This window comes from Salinimicrobium sp. TIG7-5_MAKvit (genome assembly GCF_049569215.1).
GTDB classification, from domain to species: Bacteria; Bacteroidota; Bacteroidia; order Flavobacteriales; family Flavobacteriaceae; genus Salinimicrobium; species Salinimicrobium profundisediminis.
Window position 1 is genome coordinate 770,699 of record NZ_CP145903.1, and the last position, 18,697, is coordinate 789,395.

15 protein-coding genes are annotated in these 18,697 nt (G+C 38.7%); 5 read left to right on the top strand and 10 right to left on the bottom strand.

All coding sequences use genetic code 11. The features are described 5' to 3' along the window. Positions 1 to 651: an SOS response-associated peptidase gene (locus tag V5739_RS03525; protein WP_423819660.1), complete on the top strand. Its 651-nt coding sequence runs from the start codon at positions 1 to 3 to the stop codon at positions 649 to 651. Here V5739_RS03525 and V5739_RS03530 read toward each other — a convergent pair. From V5739_RS03530 to V5739_RS03565, 8 genes are all read right to left on the bottom strand, one after another. Continuing rightward, positions 648 to 1,808 (bottom strand): hypothetical protein, encoded by a 1,161-nt coding sequence (locus tag V5739_RS03530; protein WP_423819661.1) that lies wholly within the window; start codon positions 1,806 to 1,808, stop codon positions 648 to 650. The two genes, V5739_RS03525 and V5739_RS03530, sit on opposite strands and share 4 nt — an antisense overlap. After that, positions 1,786 to 2,442, bottom strand: a complete 657-nt coding sequence (locus V5739_RS03535; protein WP_423819662.1) for an ATPase — start codon at positions 2,440 to 2,442, stop codon at positions 1,786 to 1,788. The genes V5739_RS03530 and V5739_RS03535 overlap by 23 nt, the downstream gene beginning before the upstream one ends. Beyond that, on the bottom strand, positions 2,426 to 3,157 hold the full coding sequence (locus V5739_RS03540; protein WP_423819663.1) for a hypothetical protein: 732 nt from the start codon (positions 3,155 to 3,157) through the stop codon (positions 2,426 to 2,428). The genes V5739_RS03535 and V5739_RS03540 overlap by 17 nt, the downstream gene beginning before the upstream one ends. Before the next feature lie 15 nt (positions 3,158 to 3,172). Continuing rightward, on the bottom strand, positions 3,173 to 3,445 hold the full coding sequence (locus V5739_RS03545) for a helix-turn-helix domain-containing protein (protein WP_423819664.1): 273 nt from the start codon (positions 3,443 to 3,445) through the stop codon (positions 3,173 to 3,175). 414 nt (positions 3,446 to 3,859) lie between these two features. Continuing rightward, positions 3,860 to 6,838, bottom strand: coding sequence for a DNA polymerase III subunit alpha (locus V5739_RS03550; protein WP_423819665.1), 2,979 nt, complete (start codon positions 6,836 to 6,838; stop codon positions 3,860 to 3,862). An 18-nt stretch (positions 6,839 to 6,856) separates the two neighbouring features. Continuing rightward, complete coding sequence (dinB, locus tag V5739_RS03555) at positions 6,857 to 8,074, bottom strand: DNA polymerase IV (protein WP_423819666.1); 1,218 nt, start codon at positions 8,072 to 8,074, stop codon at positions 6,857 to 6,859. 158 nt (positions 8,075 to 8,232) lie between these two features. Further along, positions 8,233 to 9,087: an RteC domain-containing protein gene (locus tag V5739_RS03560; protein ID WP_423820438.1), complete on the bottom strand. Its 855-nt coding sequence runs from the start codon at positions 9,085 to 9,087 to the stop codon at positions 8,233 to 8,235. An 89-nt stretch (positions 9,088 to 9,176) separates the two neighbouring features. Then, complete coding sequence (locus tag V5739_RS03565) at positions 9,177 to 11,600, bottom strand: aminotransferase class I/II-fold pyridoxal phosphate-dependent enzyme (RefSeq protein WP_423819667.1); 2,424 nt, start codon at positions 11,598 to 11,600, stop codon at positions 9,177 to 9,179. A 221-nt stretch (positions 11,601 to 11,821) separates the two neighbouring features. On the opposite strand from V5739_RS03565, the gene V5739_RS03570 reads away from it, so the two are divergent. The 4 genes from V5739_RS03570 to V5739_RS03585 all read left to right on the top strand — a co-directional run bounded on the left by V5739_RS03570 (position 11,822) and on the right by V5739_RS03585 (position 14,085). After that, on the top strand, positions 11,822 to 12,208 hold the full coding sequence (locus V5739_RS03570; RefSeq protein ID WP_423819668.1) for a hypothetical protein: 387 nt from the start codon (positions 11,822 to 11,824) through the stop codon (positions 12,206 to 12,208). A 32-nt stretch (positions 12,209 to 12,240) separates the two neighbouring features. Continuing rightward, complete coding sequence (locus V5739_RS03575) at positions 12,241 to 13,182, top strand: helix-turn-helix transcriptional regulator (protein ID WP_423819669.1); 942 nt, start codon at positions 12,241 to 12,243, stop codon at positions 13,180 to 13,182. Between the two features lie 85 nt (positions 13,183 to 13,267). After that, positions 13,268 to 13,738, top strand: a complete 471-nt coding sequence (locus tag V5739_RS03580; RefSeq protein WP_423819670.1) for a MauE/DoxX family redox-associated membrane protein — start codon at positions 13,268 to 13,270, stop codon at positions 13,736 to 13,738. 77 nt (positions 13,739 to 13,815) lie between these two features. Then, positions 13,816 to 14,085 (top strand): DUF6520 family protein, encoded by a 270-nt coding sequence (locus tag V5739_RS03585; protein ID WP_423819671.1) that lies wholly within the window; start codon positions 13,816 to 13,818, stop codon positions 14,083 to 14,085. 332 nt (positions 14,086 to 14,417) lie between these two features. Here V5739_RS03585 and V5739_RS03590 read toward each other — a convergent pair whose 3' ends face one another. Continuing rightward, positions 14,418 to 17,279 carry a M16 family metallopeptidase gene (locus tag V5739_RS03590; RefSeq protein WP_423819672.1) on the bottom strand — a complete coding sequence of 954 codons (2,862 nt, stop codon included), beginning with the start codon at positions 17,277 to 17,279 and terminating at the stop codon, positions 14,418 to 14,420. Between the two features lie 13 nt (positions 17,280 to 17,292). Next, positions 17,293 to 18,690 (bottom strand): RagB/SusD family nutrient uptake outer membrane protein, encoded by a 1,398-nt coding sequence (locus V5739_RS03595; RefSeq protein ID WP_423819673.1) that lies wholly within the window; start codon positions 18,688 to 18,690, stop codon positions 17,293 to 17,295. Between the last annotated feature and the right edge of the window lie 7 nt (positions 18,691 to 18,697).

Below are 18,697 nucleotides of genomic sequence, written 5' to 3' on the forward strand. Positions count from 1 at the left end.
ATGTGTTACCGAACCAAACTAAATTCAAAACTTCAGGAGATTGAACACAGCTTTCAAGCAGTGTTTATTGATCCCGAATCCTATATACCCCAGGAAGAAATAAACGGATTTTCACATCATGAAACTCCTGTAATTACCGATGAGAACCCGCAGGAAATTACTTTTTCCAGGTGGGGGTTAATTCCATTTTGGGCTAAAAGTTCAGAAATACAGAAGAAAACTTTAAATGCAAAGATAGAAACTGCTCAGGAAAAGCCATCCTTTCAAAAAGCAGTACACCACCGCTGTTTAGTAATTGCTGACGGCTATTATGAGTGGCAATGGCTGGATTCAAAAGGGGGTACCAAACAAAAATATCTATTAACATCTAAAGAGCAGCCGGTTTTTGCTTTTGCCGGCATCTATTCCTATTGGAAAGAGCCGGGAACAAATAACCTCCAGCACACCTATTCCATTCTTACTACAGAAGCCAACGAGCTTATGAGCAAAATTCACAACAACAAGCAAAGAATGCCTGTTGTACTGGCTAAACAGGATCATGGGAAATGGCTAGATGGCGCTGACCTTTCAAAATTTGCCTTCCCTTATGAAGTAGCTTTGACAGCTACTCCTGTAAATGAGCCCGGAAAACAACAGGCGTTAAATTTCTAAATATCCAGTTCTACCCAGAGTGCGGGATGTTCGCTTGCCGCATCTTCCACACATCTTATTTGAGGGAAAATTGGCCATTGAGCCATACGTTGAGGCCAAACTCCCCTTCGGCTCATTCCTGCAGATAAGATTCTTTTGAACAGTGCCGGGGAAAGCAACAGGTAATCCTTTTGTTTTAAGTTAATTCCTTTTCCGTAGGCTCCCAGACTGTAGTACCCTGAATCTTTCCCCTGGTCAGCGACCACAGAAAACCTGGGATGCCTGCTTATTTCCTGAAGGCTGGTATCCCGCAACAGAGAAGAGAGGGAATAACAATAGGATGGTGCATTAAGCGTCCCACAAACCACGACGTTTTGTTGTCCCTCTGTCAACAGTCGCTCATATTGTGATGCAATATAAAGAGCCTGCTCAGCTCTTTTTCTATCACTTTCTTCCTTTTTAAAGTTGTCCTCAGTGAGATGTGCAGAAATAATAGTTATCCTTTCTCCAGCCGGAGAGAAAACTTCATATTCCAGCAGGTTCCTTTCAAAGAGCGGTTCATTATTTTCTCCTGGTACGGAATGATGACTTCTGGAGCTGCCCATGGTATATCCAGTTCTTGTCAGCAAAGCCATATCTTGCCCAATATTTGTATTACCGGAAATGAACAAGTAATTGTAAAAAGGAAAACATTGAAATTGTGGAAGAAGGGTTTTATTAAACAATCTTAGTGCTTCGCAACTTTCCACCTCCTGAAGGATGAGCAGATCGGGATTTATGGCAGAAACAACCCGTGCCTTATTCTCAGTCTGAACAGTTGACAAAGGATGATTCTCAACTTCTATCCAACCGTTCCAGTTATTGTAAGGTGCGGCGTGCATCTCTTTGGAAAAACGAACACCTTTGATATAATAATTTCCTCCTTTTCTACGCATAACTACATACCCGGACTGGTCTATATGCTCAAAACCTACAAGAAAAGAAAGATCCCGCAGTCTGTCCAGGTCATATCCTGTCTTTCTAAATTTTATCATTAATTCATCCATTTCCTGTAGCCAATTTGCAAAATTGTGAGTCTTACTCCTGTTCAACAATTCCTTATGACGGAAGAATAAATTCTGGGTATTAAAGCTCGCTAACTTCATCACATAATATTTAGATTCGTTTGTCTTTTGCATTTTTTGGAAAGGCGATCAGGTTATATGCCTGCCGCATTCTGCTTCTCAGCCTGCTCCCATACCTCTCTTCCAATTCAGTAGCATTTAAGTTGGTAGTGAGGTGAGTTTTTAGTTTGTGATTCAGAAATAAATCATGACGACTGAGGAGCAGTTCCCCCATAACATTACAATCGTTTCCGAAAAATTTTCCTTCCGGTTCAATTCCCAGGTCATCAAAACAGAACAGACCAGATTTACCATAGTCTTCAATTATTTTATAGCCAATGAGGTTGAAACTGAAAACAATATTTCGAGCCGGAATGACTTCATACGGACGTTGGTGAGGGACAAGGTGTTTCAAAAGGCGCATCATACTGGTTTTACCACAACCCACAGGACCTGAGAGTAGAATCCCTTTATGAATATCAATGTTGTATTTATGACATTTCTCCTGGTCTTTGATAAAATAATTAGCCAGTTTGTACCAGGTTTGATGATCTTCATCAATGATTTTGAATTTCTGTCCAAACAGTAACCTCCCTTTAGCTTCAAGGTAAACAAGGATCTTTGGGAAATCATAAATCATTTCCGTTCCGGTGAAGGTGCCAAGGCTATATTCAACCCCACCTTCAACTATTTTAGAGGGGTTGATCATAATCCTTAATATTAGCGGTTTGGAGACTGTCTTTTTTAGATAATTTCTTACCAGTATACCTGAATGTATTTTTAATCCAACTGAGTGCCAGGGCCTGCCAGTCACGTACCTCTTCTCCATCACCTGTTCTCCACTCTTTTTCCTGGTAATAATCAAAAAACTTTTTTCCTTCCCCGGATGAAAGGCCTTTCTCAATGAAGTATAACAAAACCTCTTTCCTGTCGTTTGGTCGTTTGTTTATCTTTTCAGGTTTAGAACGGTTTATATTTGATCCCACCACAAGTTTATTATTGGGACTGGATGGTTTTGACAGATGTTCATTAACAGGACTGTAACGGGATTGTTCGGGAGCATTTTTGGCACTGTACTGCCTCGCAATACCGTCAAGAAAAGAGTCATAATCTTCTTCTGCTTTTGTTTCCTGTTTTTCCAGTACGCACATCCTGATTCTACTACCCTTAAATGCACTCTTAGATGGAAAATAAATAAGATAACCCCAATGGTGAAGATTAACGATACAGCGGTGATAGGTAGATTTAGAACCTATTTTTGCAGCACGCATGAGGTCTCTGCGATTCACAGAAATTTCAAGAGCAAACCTACTGCAGTTCCATTCCTGGAACAGGGCCAGGTATAGGGTAATATGAGCCGGGTTGAGGCGATCGTCAAAGTAGAATTTTTCGAAGGCCGCATTAAGGAGCTTAATGTAATTCATAGCACTTCCTATTAGTTAATGAAGGACCTTCTTCTCTACCATTAGTCTCTGAATTTCATCAGAATCGAAATAAATAATGCCCCCAAGTTTGGTATAGGGTAGCGTTCCATTGAATTTCAGGTTTTGAAGAGTTCCGGGACTAATCTTTAATAGCTTTAAAACTTCGTTGGATTTTAACCACTTCTTTGGATTCTGATTCTTTTGCTCAGTAAGCATTGACTGGATTTCTTGCAGAAGCTCCTTTTTGAACTCCTGAAGATCTTCTGTGGTAATAATAGATGTTGGCATAATAATTCTTTTTTTAGCATTTAAAATGCTGGTTACAATTTCATTATGCTAAATTGATATGCCCTGCTGGCTTTTTTTCACAAGAGCTTTCGTACTACGAAAAAGTTTAACATCCCCTTTTTTTGCGGAGTTTTGAGCAGTTTTGAAAGAATAAAATCACTAAAATGCACTCAAGAATTGGCGTTTTTAAATCCTCCAAAGCTTTTTCCCAGCATTTCGTAGTACGAAAAAGAGGCATTATTTTATCCTCGCAGTGCTAATGATAAAAAGAGCAATATGAATAGAGAGGTAGTGCTTTGTTTATTCCGGCACCCTTATTATGAGAAAAGTGAATTTGCAGGTGAAAATAAAAAAGTAATCTGGGAAGAAGTCCTTAAAGAGGATAAAGAAACAACTCTGTGTTTACAAAATTTACTACTTCAATACCCGGCTTCTTTCAGTTCTTCTGGGATCTCCAGCGGTCTCTTGCCGGGTGATCCATTGTATGCTAACTGCGATATATCCAAACTCCTCCACCACTTTTCCGTAACATAAAAAGATCCCTTTGCTGCGCAGCGGGAATTTTTCGGCTACTCCTGGAAAAGAAACCGTGTCAAAAATGTCATTATGTTGATCAAAAAAAGTCCCGAAATACATGTATTTATTATTTACTGTGGGAGTTCTTTTTGCGGTTATCAGGTTTCCATAAATAGAGATTTCCTTACCAATATAATTTTTCAGATCTTTTGCTTTCACGGCGGATTTCAGGTTATTTTTTAAAAGATCAAAATGGCTGCAAAGAGGAAAACCCAGTAGCTCCATTTGGTCATATGCCTCCACCAAAAAATCAAAACTGAATTCGGGCAGATCAAAATCTTTATGTGGGGTCCGAAAAAGCAACGGCTGGATTGAATTTGTTTTGTTATGGTTCAGCTTAAAATGAGCTTTCCACAGCAGGTGGTGCTTATCCAATCCTGTAAACCTGAAGGCATTGATTTTAAGTAACAAACTCAACTGATCAATGGAAATCTCTACCCGATCGATAAAATCATCCAAAGATCTAAAGCTGCCAAAAAACTGGCGATTCTCCAGGATGCGTTGTATTACCTTTAGCTCCAGCTCTTTTATGTAAGCAAACCCAAGGAAAATATCACAGCCACGTATTACGTTAGGGTGATCACTGTTATTGATACAGGGCGCATGAACAATTCCTCCACACTTTCTGATTTCCTGGATATAAGTTTCCACATCATAAAAACCTCCACCGTTATTGAGTGCTGCCACCATAAACTCCAACGGGAAATAGCGCTTTAGATATAAACTCTGATAGCTCTCCACAGCATAAGAGGCAGAATGACCTTTGGGAAAGGCATAACCCGCAAAAGAAGCAATTTGATCCCAAACCTCATTTACAAGAGTAAGATCGTATCCCCGTGTCCTACAATTGTCCCGAAATTTTTGTTCAATTTTATCAATTTGCCCTTTAGAGGTTTTTTTTCCACTCATTCCCCGCCTTAGCACGTCTGCTTCTTCAAAAGAAAGACCTGCAAAATAGTGGGCAACTTTCAGTACATCTTCCTGATAGACCATTACTCCGTAGGTTTCAGCCAGAATTTCGTAAAGTACAGGATGTGCCTGCTGCCTTCTTTGCGGATTCCTGTGCCTTTGAATATATTCCTCTTTCATCCCGCCGTTAGAAACACCAGGTCTAATTATAGAGCTTGCAGCAACGAGTTCTAAATAGCTTTGAGTTTGTAGCTTTTGAAATAAACCACGCATAGCAGGAGACTCAATGTAAAAAACTCCCATGCAATCCCCTGTCCTGAGTAGATTATTTATTTCTGGATCATTTTTAAAAACTGCTATATTATCAATATCTTCAATATGAGCTTCAGGTTGGTTCTGCTTAATAATTTCAATAGCATCTGTAATTTTTGAAAGTCCACGTTGTGCCAGAATATCAAATTTGTGAATACCAACTTCTTCACTGATATTCATATCGATCTGAACCGTTGCAAAACCCTTTGGCGGCATAAAAGTACCGCTGTAATTATAAACAGAATCATTCAGGATAAGGATACCACCGGAATGTACACTAAGATAATTCGGAAAACCGGCAATTAATCCACTATATCTAATAACCAGCTTTTCCAGTTGATCTAATTGATCAAAATCAAAAAATCCAGCAGATAATTTGTCGATGTTTTCTTTTGGTAGCCCAAACACCTTTCCTATTTCCCTTACCACTGCACGTCTCTTAAAGGTTACGTAGGTTCCCATCAAGGCCGTATTCTTATGACGCCTAAAAATGTAATCAGTTACATCCTGGCGATCTTTCCAGGAAAAATCAATGTCAAAATCAGGGGGAGATTTTCTGCTTTCGTTCAGGAAACGTTCAAAATATAGATCCAGTTCTATTGGGTCGACATTGGTAATACCAATTATATAAGCTACAATGGAATTTGCCCCGCTTCCACGACCTATGTAAGGGTAATTTTTGGATCTGGCGTATTGAATGATATCATAATTGATCAGGAAATAAGAAACAAACCCAAGTTTAATAATCGCTGTTAGCTCCTTTTCAACCCTTTCACATACTATCTGAGAGGTCTCGGGATATCGCTTTGACAAATTTTCCTTACATAGTTTTTTAAGGAGGTTTTCATCTTCCTCTTTGCTTCTTCCATAGACCTTTAAATTTCGGTTGATTCTGTCTTTCCCAAAACCGAACTTAATGTCACAGCTTTCGACCAGGTTACGGGTGTTTTTCAGAATGAATGGATAATCTTCAAATTCTCTTTGAATTTCCTCTAAAGAGATCATTTGCTGATTAATTGAACCCTCCTCTTCCCTGGGTAGTTTGCTCAAAAGAGTATTATTATCAATGGCACGCAGAAGACGGTGAGCATTAAAATCTCTTTTATTTCGGAAGCTAACCGTTTGCAAAAGGATGAGTTTGTGTGTAAACCGGAGGTAGGTTGAGAATTTTAGTTGTCGGAGAGTTTCTACGGAAACACCGATAAATTCATTTTCCCGGAAATCCTTTTTATTAGTCTTAACCACTTTATCAAACGGATAAATGATAAAGCAGTCAGATAATTCAGGTGCATTGTCTTCAAATACCCGATGTTGATGCAAGTGAGTAGAAAGATGTTCATTGAGCTGTCTAAACCCGATATTGTTTCTTGCAATACCCACATATTGCTGGGAAACACCATCCCTGAAATCAATACCTATGAGGGGTTTTAATCCAAAGGCAGAGGCTTCCTTAACAAAATTCATACAGGCGGAAGTATTGTTGATGTCGGTTACAGCAATGGCTTCCATTCCATTCTTTTTTGCCAGAACACAAAGATCTTCTACAGAAAATGTTCCGTAGCGCAAAGAAAACCAGGTATGGCAGTTAAGAAACATCTATGAAATTCTTTGTTGTTATTGTTGCCGATGCGCATGTAATATTGGAGGTTCCCCATTGAAAGGATTATTCATTCTTCCCACGCTTGTACCACCTATGGTGGCTGCACGAATGACACTGTGATCTCCAAAACGCTCGCGGATCCTATCCATTGAATTATAGAGGCTCAACATTTCCTCCGAATCATCAAACAGGTTGATTTGATAGTGTCCCCCCACAAGACCGGTAAATTTGACTCCTATTAGTCTTATCAATAGCCTGCGGTTATAGAGCTGGTTGAAAAGTTCCAGAACCTTAGGGATGATTAGATGATCGGCACTGGTATAAGATATTTTCGCCTGTTTGGTATAGGTGTGAAAATCCGAGTACCTGATTTTCACACTCAGGTTGGACGTAAGTTTATTGCCACGCCTGAGTTGAAAAGCCAGATTCTCTGTCATAGCTACCAGGGTGGCCCGGAGTTGTACCATATTGATGGTATCTTTATGAAAAGTGCGCTCTGCAGATATGGATTTTCTTTCATGAAAAGGAATAATGGGGGAATCATCTATGCCATTGGCTCTCTTCCAAATAGTTCGTCCGTTCTTGCCCAATACACTTTCCAACATCTCCACCGGCATCTCCTGGATCATCTGAATATCCCGCACCCCCAGATTTAAGAGCTTTTGAAATGTCTTCTCTCCAATCATAGGAATCTTTCTCACTGATAAAGGAGCAAGGAAAGATTTTTCATTTCCCTGCAGGATCATCATCTGATTATTGGGTTTGGCCTCCCCAGTTGCTACTTTGGATACCACTTTATTCTGGGATAATCCCAAAGAAATAGGTAATCCACTTTCTCTCATGATAGTTTGTCGAAGCTCTCCTGCAAATTTATAGGTGCCGAAGAATTTTTCCATCCCGGTGAGATCTGCATAAAACTCATCTATACTTGCTTTCTCAAATGCAGGGACTTTGCTCTTAATAATTTCAGTAACTACATGAGAGTGTTTGGTGTACACACTGGAATCCCCTTTTATAACAGTAGCCTGTGGACATAGCTGCCGTGCTACCTTCATGGACATGCCGGAGTGTACTCCGAATTTTCGGGTTTCATAGCTACAGGCTGCCACTACGCCCCTGTCCCCCAGTCCCCCCACTAAAAGAGGTTTATCCTGTAACTCAGAATTGAGCAGGCGTTCTACTGATACAAAGAAGGTATCCAAATCCAGGTGTAAAATTGATCTCTTCAGCATTTTATGGAATAATTCCTTATTGTAGGATTTTTTCCAAAATTATAAAATTACAGAATGATATAAGAAAGAGTAACGTTAAAACATAAATGAATTTTAATTTATTATTTATAAGCCTGTTTATCAAAACAATAATAAGATTATCTTCCTAAGTTCTAATATTATAATTTATCATCCCGCGACATTTTTTGTTCCAATTGAAGCACGAGGTTCTGCAGGTATTTAGTTCTTATTCCTTTTCTTGCTTTAATTTCAGAGTAGGTTTTATAGGTATTATCCAGCCGGATATTGAAGAAATCTTCAAAGGAGGAAATGATAGTAGCAAGATCAGCGGTACCATGATTCAGGTCACCGGTAGCGTATAGGGCATAAATTAATTCGACTAAAGCAGTTTTAGATCCTGACCACAATACAATTTTATGCTTCTTCTCTACTATAAAATCTTTACCACCGGGTTTCAATTCCTGAATTGATTCTCTTACGTAATGGATAAAGCGGTACATCGCCTGAACTTTAGACCACAACATATCATGAGAGGTAGAAAATTCGGGGTACTGGTAGTAATTGATCATTGGTGTAAAAGGGAAGTTCTTGCGGTGATTTCTTGTAAAAAGCTGATGATCCATATACGAGTGCCCCTGCTCCATATAGTGCACAAAGTCATTGTTCTTATGAAAAAACTTATTGATTTTTCTCAATTCTTTTTCATAGAACCTAATTTGAAAATTATCACCGGCCTTAGGCTTTCTCAATTCGCAGGACCTCATTTCCGTAAAGTAAATAAGGTAACTCATCGGGCAGGGTTTTATATTTTTAAAAAATTCTATTTCATCAGGAACATTCTCAAAATCCTCCTTTTCTATATGATCTTTTAAAACTGACAAAGTGGTGTTACACAAATCAATACCCGCATCAGCCTTTTTCAGAGGCTGGGGAATTTCCATGACCTGCGTACTTAGTTGGTTGTGAAAGTTATGTATAATCTCATCAAACATTTTATTATTGCCTTGAACCATTAAATAATAGTAGGGTAAGTTGACTTTCAAATTGCTAATGTTAATGGATACACAGTTGGTCCTTTGAGAATGAATTTACAGGTGAGTCTTTAGGATTCATTTCTCATCATACCCATACTTTCCATCTTATAATTGTCTTCCATTTGCACATAAGAAAATTTTCTTTTCACCGTGGCTCCGAATTTTCGTTTTTCAAAAGAGGCACTTAAGCCGAAGTCTATTCTTTGAAACCCAAGATCTTTGGCCCTTTTAATTGTTTGATATAATAACTGCCGATACACCTGAAATTCAGTTGCGTATTTATAATCCATTCCCACAAGAGATGGAACATAAGTAATACCGAGGTTTTTATAGCAGAACATCACGCCCACAACTGGAGGCTCCACCCCTTCAGGTAACGAGGAAGAAAGTTTTAAGACGATAAATTCCCAGTTGGGACTTTCTGCCATGCTAAAGAATAACTTTTTCGGATAGGTGAAAGTATTGATGCCGTAGTTATTCTGCTTTACATTTTTATACAATTGATAAAATTCATCAATTTCACCAGGAGGAGGATTTTGGACAATCCTGATATCGAATTTATCTTCATACGGCTGAACTTCCTTTCTAAAATGTCTCCTGGACCTGGAGCTTAAACGTTCCAGGTAATCCTGCTCATCATTCCAGTCCAGATCTTCCAGAACACAGGATTCAGGCATTTCCGCTGGAATAAATCCTTCATCATTGAAAATACTTGCCAGCGTATCATCTTTCTCAAAATCCCGCAGAACCACCATTTCAGCCCTAACCTCGTCCGACAGCTTTTCAATCTCCTGTAAAAGAATCTTCAATGCTTCTTCCCACCGGGGATGTTTTCGATTAATAAACAAATGTTCCCCCTCTGTAAAGGTGGAACCAAGGGAAAGTACCGGGGAAGTCATAAAATAGGGATCTCTTTCCCGGGTTTCCTCGAGCTTTATGGAAACAGAAGCGGGAGCAGTCATATCATCCTTCCACAGCGAATTGCTTAATAAGGTGCTAAGCACAGGATTTTTGTATTCATTCCGGATAATAAAATAATGAAATGACCACTGATGTTCCCGCTTTTCACCTTCATCAAAAACTTTCTCGAGGAAAAGCTGACCATCCCAATCAAATGTGCCCTTGCCCCCCATACATTTATTCCATTCCTCCTTAGGTATTCTGGAAATGGTTTTTTCATACTGCACTTCAAAAGATCCAGATTCCTGGGCAGTCGTTTTAGGAGTGCTAATTTCTAATCGAAATGCTTTTCCCACCCTTTCGAAATTATTCCCTGTTTCTTCAAGAGCCAATGGATAATGATATGCCATAGCTTCTGAGAGGGCCTTAATATCTGCCAACTCATTGTGCCGTGAAATCGTGATTCTTACCCCTGTATTTTTTACAGGTACTGCGGGGTAGAGTCCCAGATTAACAAAGAAGCCCTCGTTTATCAGGCGGTTTACGAAATTATATCCCGTTGCCGGCAATCCTGTACCGATATAAAATACAGGCGATTCATTGACAGAAATAAGTGGCAGTACATTTTGGGAAAGATGCTGGTTGAAGTACCTGATCTTTTCCTGAAGATCTGACTGTAAATCATAAATTTCATCCGAAAGGTGGATTTCGGCTGAGGCAATGGCGGCTGCCACAGAGGCCGGTTCCAGCTGTGCCGAGAATGTTAAAGGACCTCCAAAATTCTTTATTTTCCTGAACAATGATTTATCTGAGCAAGCAACCACTGCCCCACTCGCTCCAAAAGTCTTGCTTAAGGTTCCTACCAGTAGTACATTTTCCGGGAGTTCATTAAGTTCACTCATGACATAACCTGCACCATTAAGTCCTTTCCAGCTCATCCCATGTACGTCATCAAAATAAAGGTGTAACTGGGGATATTTTTTACATAAACCCATTAGCTCCTCTACAGGCGCAAAATCCCCATACATCGAATAAACCCCATCAGCCATGTACCATATTTTTTCAACCTTATCAGAAACTTCCCTTATTTTGGTTTCCAGCATTTCGAGATTGTTATGACGAATGAGGGTTACAGGTATGCCTCTGGTTTTTAAAATTTGTGCAGCGTTTTGAACACTCCAGTGTACCTGGTGATCAAGTATCACAGCGTCTTCATCCCTTACAGCGGTAGGTATAACCGCCATATGACCAAGCGTGCTGTTCTTGGTGATAATTACAGGATGATTATAAACAGCCGTCATTTTCTCCTCCAGGAGTGAATACAACGGATGAGAAATATAGGTTTTCGAGAGAGGGAATTGGGTGCCGTATTTCATGATTGCATCCACGGCTGCCTTCTTGAGTCGCACATCCTGCTCCAGACCGAGATACCCGGTGGTGCCAAAATGAAAGGATTCCTTTCCCCTAATTTTAATTTTCCTCCCGTTAAGATGATCTCCTTCTGCGTTTAAATGAATAACACCTGCCTCAGTTGCATTGGAGATAACCTCATCAACAGAGTCCAAAAAATTGTTGTGTTTGATCTTTGCCATAACTCAAGTTTTTTATTACAGTTCAGTTTTCGTAATTTCATTCCAAACTATAAAATGTTTATTTAAGCTATACAACATCAGTATTTTACAACTTAAATTAAATCGATTTTAATAAGTGTTTTTCATTTTTCGTAAATCGCATATTTAAATTACTTTTTAATTTAATTGTTTTTAATTGGCACATATTGGATTGTTCTTCTACTGTACTAAATATCCGGCTAATGATAGTGCACAAAGAATATATGGAAAACGCCTTTGCAGAATTCTGGATTGAAAACAGGATTCTGTATATCAGATATAAGCCCGATATCTTCATGGATATAGAGGCTGCCCGACTTATCGTGGCAGACAGAGTAACATTTCAAAAAGGAAAACTTTACCCCATTCTTTGTTATGCAGAGGGAATAGCGAGTTCTACAAAACCTGCCCGGGATTACCTGGCCATTAAAGGTTCTGTTCTCACCCTTGCGATAGCTTACATAGCCTCTCCTAAAGTGTCACTTGCAATGCTCCATTTTTTTAAGGAAATAAATAAACCCGTTGTGCCTTCAGAAATCTTCACCAGTGAAATGGCTGCACGTAAATTCCTCCATTCCTACCTGAGTTAAAAAAGCCCCTCATATGATAAAACCCCATGCGTATGAAAACCAACAAGGATTCCAACAGGTGGCAAAAACTCTTCTACATGCTTATTGCCCTGGCCAAGGGAAATTTCTCCTACAGAATTAAAAGAAGCAGGTATGATGACGAAATTGAAGCTATGTCAGAACTGGGAAACATGCTCTCCCAGGATTTACAGGAAATCTTCAGCTATCACGGGTTTGTTAATCCCAGGAGGACTTACATCTACCTCACTAAAATGGATTTCTATCTTGATAAAGAGCTCAGGATTGTAAATTTTTCCAAAGAAGTACCCGAACTCCTGCAGCTGGCACCAGAAAATCTTGAGTATACACATTTCCGGGAGCTTCTGGATTCCCTATCCCTCCAGGTCTGGGAAGAAATAACCCCTCAGTTTCAAGAAAAACTATTTAAAAGGTTCAGTCTCAGCCTTAATTTCAAAACCGGCAAAGGTTTATCAATTCACAGTAACTGTTTTGTTGCTGCGTTATATCCTGAAAATGTAGATTTGCGATTTTCAGTTTCCACCTTTCTCCCTGTATTGCTGGATGAGGCGTCAACAAAACTTGATCCAGCCCTGTCCTTTATTTTAGAAAAAGAAGAATACCGTTCTCCCAAAATATTTCATCAGAATTCTGACCTGAGGCAAACTCATGAAGTGAGAGATTACATTCTTGAAAACCTGGGTAATGACACAATGAATATGGAGCACCTCACTAAAAAATATTTTGTTACCGCCTCAAAGCTTAAAAATGATTTTAAAGCAGTCTTTGGGATCACCCCAGCCCAATTTCTAAGGGAAGAAAGACTTAAATTAGCTAAAGAGCTGGCACAAAACACCTCTCTTCCATTAAAGAATATCGCCTACACCTGTGGTTTTAGCAGCTATCCTCACTTCTCTTACGCTTTTAAACATGCATATAAGATTTCCCCTCAACAATTACGACATTCTGATATTTAAATAGTTGTCTTATCCAAAGCATTCAGTGGTTATTGGTAAAAATAGCTTCCGAACTTTACAGTACCATAATCAAAGAAGCTGAAGAATGTTGTTAAGGAAAGACTTTAAAAAGGTAATTGTTGAGGGGCTAAGCCTCTTCTTTATTCTGCTGTTTACCTATGCAGCCGTGAATAAGCTGCAGCAACTGAATACTTTTAAAAACCAGCTCGAGCAATTTCCATTTGTAGGAGATTTTGCACCATATATTGCCTGGGCAGTACCTGCCACACTAATAACGGTTTCTGTTCTTTTCTTTTTTAACAAAGTGAAGATAATAGCTTTTATAGGTTCATTTATAATCATGCTACTTTTTACCCTATACATTCTGGTTGTTTTAAATTTTGCAGCATCCATTCCCTGTTCCTGTGCAGGAATATTCAGCTCATGGTCATGGCATAAACAGCTTTGTTTTAATACCGGAATGTTACTAATGGCCGCAGTCGGAATTGCCCTCTCTCATAGGCGGCGAAGATCGAACCTGGATCCTACAACAAGCCAATCTTATATAAAATCCTAAAATATTTTGTTGCAACAAAATCAGGGGAAGCCGAAAACCTGTAATTAGAGTAGGCATCATTTTTAAATTTTAATGTTATGAAAACTAAATTTTTATTACCAATGATCGCAATGATTTTTGCCATTGGAATGTCGTTTGCAAATGTTGAATCAAATGCTTCATCCGCAATCGGATTTATTCAAACCGATGAAGGCTGGGAACAGGTAGATGTAGGTTGTGAAACCGGCTCGAACACCTGTAGAATGTATTATTCCAGTGATCCCAGTGAAATATATGTGGTTCACGATGCGCCAGGCGGAAATCCTCTGAAATCGACTAGTCCAAGACCTTTTAAAGTTCTTGATTAAGTTGGTGTAAATTAGAACATCGAGGTTTTACCTCGATGTTCTTTAAAATTTTATACTCCACAAGTTCTTTCCTATTACAAGTTCAAACCTGTCGAAATCGGTAAGATGTTTCTTCACCATTTACTGAGTATGAGCAGGTGTCACAGATTGAACAAATTCTACTGCACAATGTTCAGATTTTTTTTTGATTCAGATTTCCTCCATGAGTAAAACACTAAGTATTAAAATGGTGTATAGCCATTTTAAGAATTTACTATTCTGGTTTAAATCAAGGCCACAACTTTAACAAAATATTATTTTATCTCAGAAAAAGTATGTAAAATCTTGTTGTTTTAATCTATCTCAACTTTTGCCTCATCATAAAATTCGGGAATAAAAATAAATTGTTGCAAATTTTCTTCACTTAAATATTTCTTGGCGGCAGTATTTATATCTTCTAAGGTAATAAAGTGCTTCATCATGGTCGTGTATTGAAGGACTTCCTGTTCTAGATCTTCATGGTTGACCAATTTTTCCTTAAGATAATCCCGCCAAAAATTAAAAATACCAAACTTACTTAAACCACTGTCAAAAGCTGCCGCTTCATCAGAGATGGCAGCGTCTAACCATGACTGGTCCACCCCAAATTCACGCAGTTTTCGAAATTCTTCAATGGCATTTTGAATCATCTTTTCCTCATTACCCAATTCGCTATCGAAATTTATACTGAAGGAAAAAACACCATTCTTAATATCCATCCAATCTCCACCAGTAGTTGGCGAATAACTGCCCTGCCGCAAGCGATTCCAGACTCTTTCATATAGAGCCTTTGTAAGGAGTTGAACTTCGATTTGAGTCTTTACATCCCTACCAGCAGTAGTCGGGAAATAAAGACGTACAAAAGCCTGATCAATATTCTTTAACCTAATCGTCTCGTTTATCCTTTTTAAAGGAAAGCTATGAAGACCATTATCCGTTGGTCTTCTATTACCTACTGGAAAGACAGATAATTTTTTACTAATGATTGGAAATATTTGTTCAGTGTTGAAATCTCCCGTTATAATGAAGGTGTAATCCGAAAAGTCCGAAAACCACCTTTTATAAGCGTTAAAAACATCATCTAATTTCAAATTTTCTAAATCAGAAATTCCTAACACAGGAACTTTAGGATACCATAAAGATTCCATCTTGTCCTCCAGAACAGACCTAGAACCACTATTGGGTACATAAGCTTTAAGGGGCTGGTTGTAATCTGCCTTTAAAGCGACAAAACCTTCTGTACTTCTCCTCGGCTGATAGCTGTAAAGAAATAAAAGGTTAAAGAGTTCATCAATGTCCTTTTCTTTGCTCCTACCATGAATCCTCTGGTAGTTAGCATCAGAGAAGAACAACAATCTCATACCTTTTTCTTTAAGGAACCTTCCTAATTCAAATTTTGAAAAAGACCCTGCACCTGCATATCCCATGTATTCTGGAACAATACTGGCAGCCAAATATTCTTTTCTATGGGAGATTGGAATTTCATTAGGGCGAAAAGCATCTATGGTCACAAGACCTTTCTGACGTTGAGAAGCTGGATTTGAAGGCTTAAATAAAACTTCAATTCCATTCTGGAGGGTCACCCTTGTTACATCTATGACATTAGTAGAAATACTTTTAATCGGCTTAATCTCATCTAATGGGAACTGAATTACATCTTCCAACGACTCAAGAGCTTCTAAAGGTTCTATAGCCTTCACTTCCATAGTTCTTGCTTCCTTCAACCACCGCTTAAAAAGATTGAATTTTGGAACATTGTGATTTTCACCATTGAAAATCAGAAAATCAACATTCTTATTGAGATTCCCGTAATTAAAAAGGGCATTCTGCATTTCCTGAAGGTCTATTTCATTTAAAATATCCTTAATCAGATTCTCCTTTACCTCCGGGGCGAGAGCTGCTTCACCTTTTAAAAAATGGGAACGGTATGCTTCGGCTAGGTCGTGTGAGAAGACCACTTTTCCAATAATCCTATTTTGCACCTCTTCCTTGGCATTTTGAAGTTCCGAAATTCCAATATTAGTATGAATTTGTTTCCATGCAACTACTGCCTCGATAAAATTTTTTTTAACTTGTTGCTGATTCTCGGATGCGAATTTGACTGTCATTCGTGTTCCGTTTATTTCCTTATTTCTTCCAAAACCTCCCAAACCAAAACTTAGCCTGAATTCCGAAAAAGGTGGATTGAATTGTTGATCTAATAATGTGCTCCTACTCTCAACAATTTCTTTATATAGCTGTTGTATTATCCATTTTTTAAAATCGCTCCTGGTTTTAAGCCCGAAGCCATTCGAATTTAGGTGCTTAGAAATAATTTGTAACCGAAAACTAGAGTTGACAGTATCTCGTACCATTTGAAAGGTATTTTCTCCATTCAGTTTAACTCGTTGAGCATCTAATAATTTCTGACCATTTTTAGGTTTCTTAGGCATTTTCAAGTCTGAGAACAATCGCTTTACTTCTTTTTCCATGCTGTCCACATTAATGTCACCTACAATAATTGCAGCTTCAAGATCAGGTCGATACCAATTGTCATAGAATTCTAGAAAAGCTTTCCGATTGAACAGTTCTACATTTTTTTTATGTTTTTGTTGATCATACAAGGCTTGGCCTGTGTCCTTTACCACCTTTTCCTCAATGGCATTATCCAACCAGGTACCATAAACATCAGCGGTACGCATTTCCCCCAATACGGCACCACGCTCAACATCAACCACTGTCTGGGGGAAATCCAAATTCTGTGCCCAATCTCGTATTACTCTTAACCCAGTTTTGATTTCTTTTTCCCCAGATGGTAAACTAGCCCAATAATATGTGTGACTATTGCGGGTGCCCGCATGATTATACCCTCCCATTTCCCACAGATGTTCATCTAAATTTGGAAAATTTTTTGTTTTGATTGTACCCATGTGTTCTATGAGATGGGAATATTCCAGCTGATCATCATTTTCATGAAAAAATCCACCCTTTACCACCATATGAAATTCAACTGTTTTTTTAGGAATATCGTGTCGACGAAGATAATAGGTGAACCCATTGTCCAATTTACCATATCGTACCGCCGTGTCCAAAAGCGGTATTTTCTCCTGAAAAATATCGCCGTTGTTTTGGCCTTTAACTCCATAATCAGTCAACACAAATAGAAATAGAAAAAAGAATTGATTCTTGATTTTCATAATCAATACTGAATTAATAACCTTCATTTTGGTCTAAATTCGGATTCTTCATTCGGTCTGGTTCTGGTATAGGATAGAATACATCGGTAGGTTCCCAGAAGGAAGTTTTCTCCGCCAAAACTTCATCGGTTCTTCCGGTTCGCTTTAAATCGAACCAACGATGCCCCCATTCTGCAAATAATTCTTTCTTTCTTTCTTTCATGATCAGATCGAGAATTTCTTCTATATCAATTTCCTGTTCGTTCATGTCAATTGGTTCTATACCAGCGCGGATCCTGATTACATTAATATCAGAAATAGCTTCATTCATTTTTCCCTTTCTTACCCGGGCTTCTGCTCTAATCAAATACTGCTCTGCCAGCCGAAACACCATAGAATACTCAGTAATATCGTTTAGACTAGACCTATCCTTATATTTAAAAGGGAAATAGAAGTCCCGGGTATTACTATTATAGTGGCCAACCCAATTGACCAGTCGCTTATCTTCAGGTTCAAAGTCCTCGACAAATCCTGTAGCTAATTGTAAAGATGATCGTGATGTACCAATGAAAACCTGGCCTTCACCAGTAGAAGTTAATATGTTCCCCCTGCCTATTGGTGATATCTGCCAAATAGCTTCCTTGCTATTTGCTAAAAATACCTCATCCAAATCCTGGAGGATTTCGTAGGTAGCGGTTCTTTCAATTATCTCACTACTCAAGATCTCTGCTAGATCCCAGTTCTCCTGATAAAGTGCTACTCTTGCACGTAGTGCAACGGCCACGACAATATTTACACTTGTCCTGTCTGAACTTTCGTACCTGGAATCTAGAAGCTCTATTGCCATGTCTAAATCTTTCACCACCTGGGTATAAAGCTCATCAATACCATTTCTTGAAACCAAAGAGTTGTTGCGGTAATCCGTATCTAAAATAAGTGGAACTTCACCATAAATATTTACTAAATAAAAGTAGGTGAAGGCACGAACGAAGCGTGCTTCTCCCTCAAGGCGCCTTTTTAAATCATCGCTTACATTTTTTGATATGGCCAAACCTTCCAAGACAGAATTGGTCATGTAAATGATATTATAAGCACTGGACCATAGTTCATAGTTAGATGGATGGTTTGGTGAGATTTCGTTCTTCTGAATTTCACCATAAGTAATATTCTCAGAATTAACCGGCTGTAAAAGGTCTGCTGACAGTCCAGCCAATACAGTAACAGAAGAGCGCCAACCTCCTGAGAAAGAAGCGTTGAACAACTCATTATAAATACCTCTTATCGCACGAATGGCAGTTTCATCATCTTCAAAAACAGTTTCTTTTACAATTCTGTCATCGGGTACTCCTACTTCAACATAATCTTCACAGGCTCCCAGTAAAGAGCAAAGTGAAATGATCATGAAATATTTTATATGTCGGTATTTTTTCATCTTTATA

What these genes read in the sequence shown, in the direction of transcription:
- V5739_RS03525 (WP_423819660.1), top strand. Translation starts at nt 1, where the DNA reads ATGTGTTACCGAACCAAACTAAATTCAAAACTTCAGGAGATTGAACAC.
- V5739_RS03530 (WP_423819661.1), bottom strand. Translation starts at nt 1,808, where the DNA reads ATGCAAAAGACAAACGAATCTAAATATTATGTGATGAAGTTAGCGAGC.
- V5739_RS03535 (WP_423819662.1), bottom strand. Translation starts at nt 2,442, where the DNA reads ATGATCAACCCCTCTAAAATAGTTGAAGGTGGGGTTGAATATAGCCTT.
- V5739_RS03540 (WP_423819663.1), bottom strand. Translation starts at nt 3,157, where the DNA reads ATGAATTACATTAAGCTCCTTAATGCGGCCTTCGAAAAATTCTACTTT.
- V5739_RS03545 (WP_423819664.1), bottom strand. Translation starts at nt 3,445, where the DNA reads ATGCCAACATCTATTATTACCACAGAAGATCTTCAGGAGTTCAAAAAG.
- V5739_RS03550 (WP_423819665.1), bottom strand. Translation starts at nt 6,838, where the DNA reads ATGTTTCTTAACTGCCATACCTGGTTTTCTTTGCGCTACGGAACATTT.
- dinB (WP_423819666.1), bottom strand. Translation starts at nt 8,074, where the DNA reads ATGCTGAAGAGATCAATTTTACACCTGGATTTGGATACCTTCTTTGTA.
- V5739_RS03560 (WP_423820438.1), bottom strand. Translation starts at nt 9,087, where the DNA reads ATGGTTCAAGGCAATAATAAAATGTTTGATGAGATTATACATAACTTT.
- V5739_RS03565 (WP_423819667.1), bottom strand. Translation starts at nt 11,600, where the DNA reads ATGGCAAAGATCAAACACAACAATTTTTTGGACTCTGTTGATGAGGTT.
- V5739_RS03570 (WP_423819668.1), top strand. Translation starts at nt 11,822, where the DNA reads ATGATAGTGCACAAAGAATATATGGAAAACGCCTTTGCAGAATTCTGG.
- V5739_RS03575 (WP_423819669.1), top strand. Translation starts at nt 12,241, where the DNA reads ATGAAAACCAACAAGGATTCCAACAGGTGGCAAAAACTCTTCTACATG.
- V5739_RS03580 (WP_423819670.1), top strand. Translation starts at nt 13,268, where the DNA reads ATGTTGTTAAGGAAAGACTTTAAAAAGGTAATTGTTGAGGGGCTAAGC.
- V5739_RS03585 (WP_423819671.1), top strand. Translation starts at nt 13,816, where the DNA reads ATGAAAACTAAATTTTTATTACCAATGATCGCAATGATTTTTGCCATT.
- V5739_RS03590 (WP_423819672.1), bottom strand. Translation starts at nt 17,279, where the DNA reads ATGAAAATCAAGAATCAATTCTTTTTTCTATTTCTATTTGTGTTGACT.
- V5739_RS03595 (WP_423819673.1), bottom strand. Translation starts at nt 18,690, where the DNA reads ATGAAAAAATACCGACATATAAAATATTTCATGATCATTTCACTTTGC.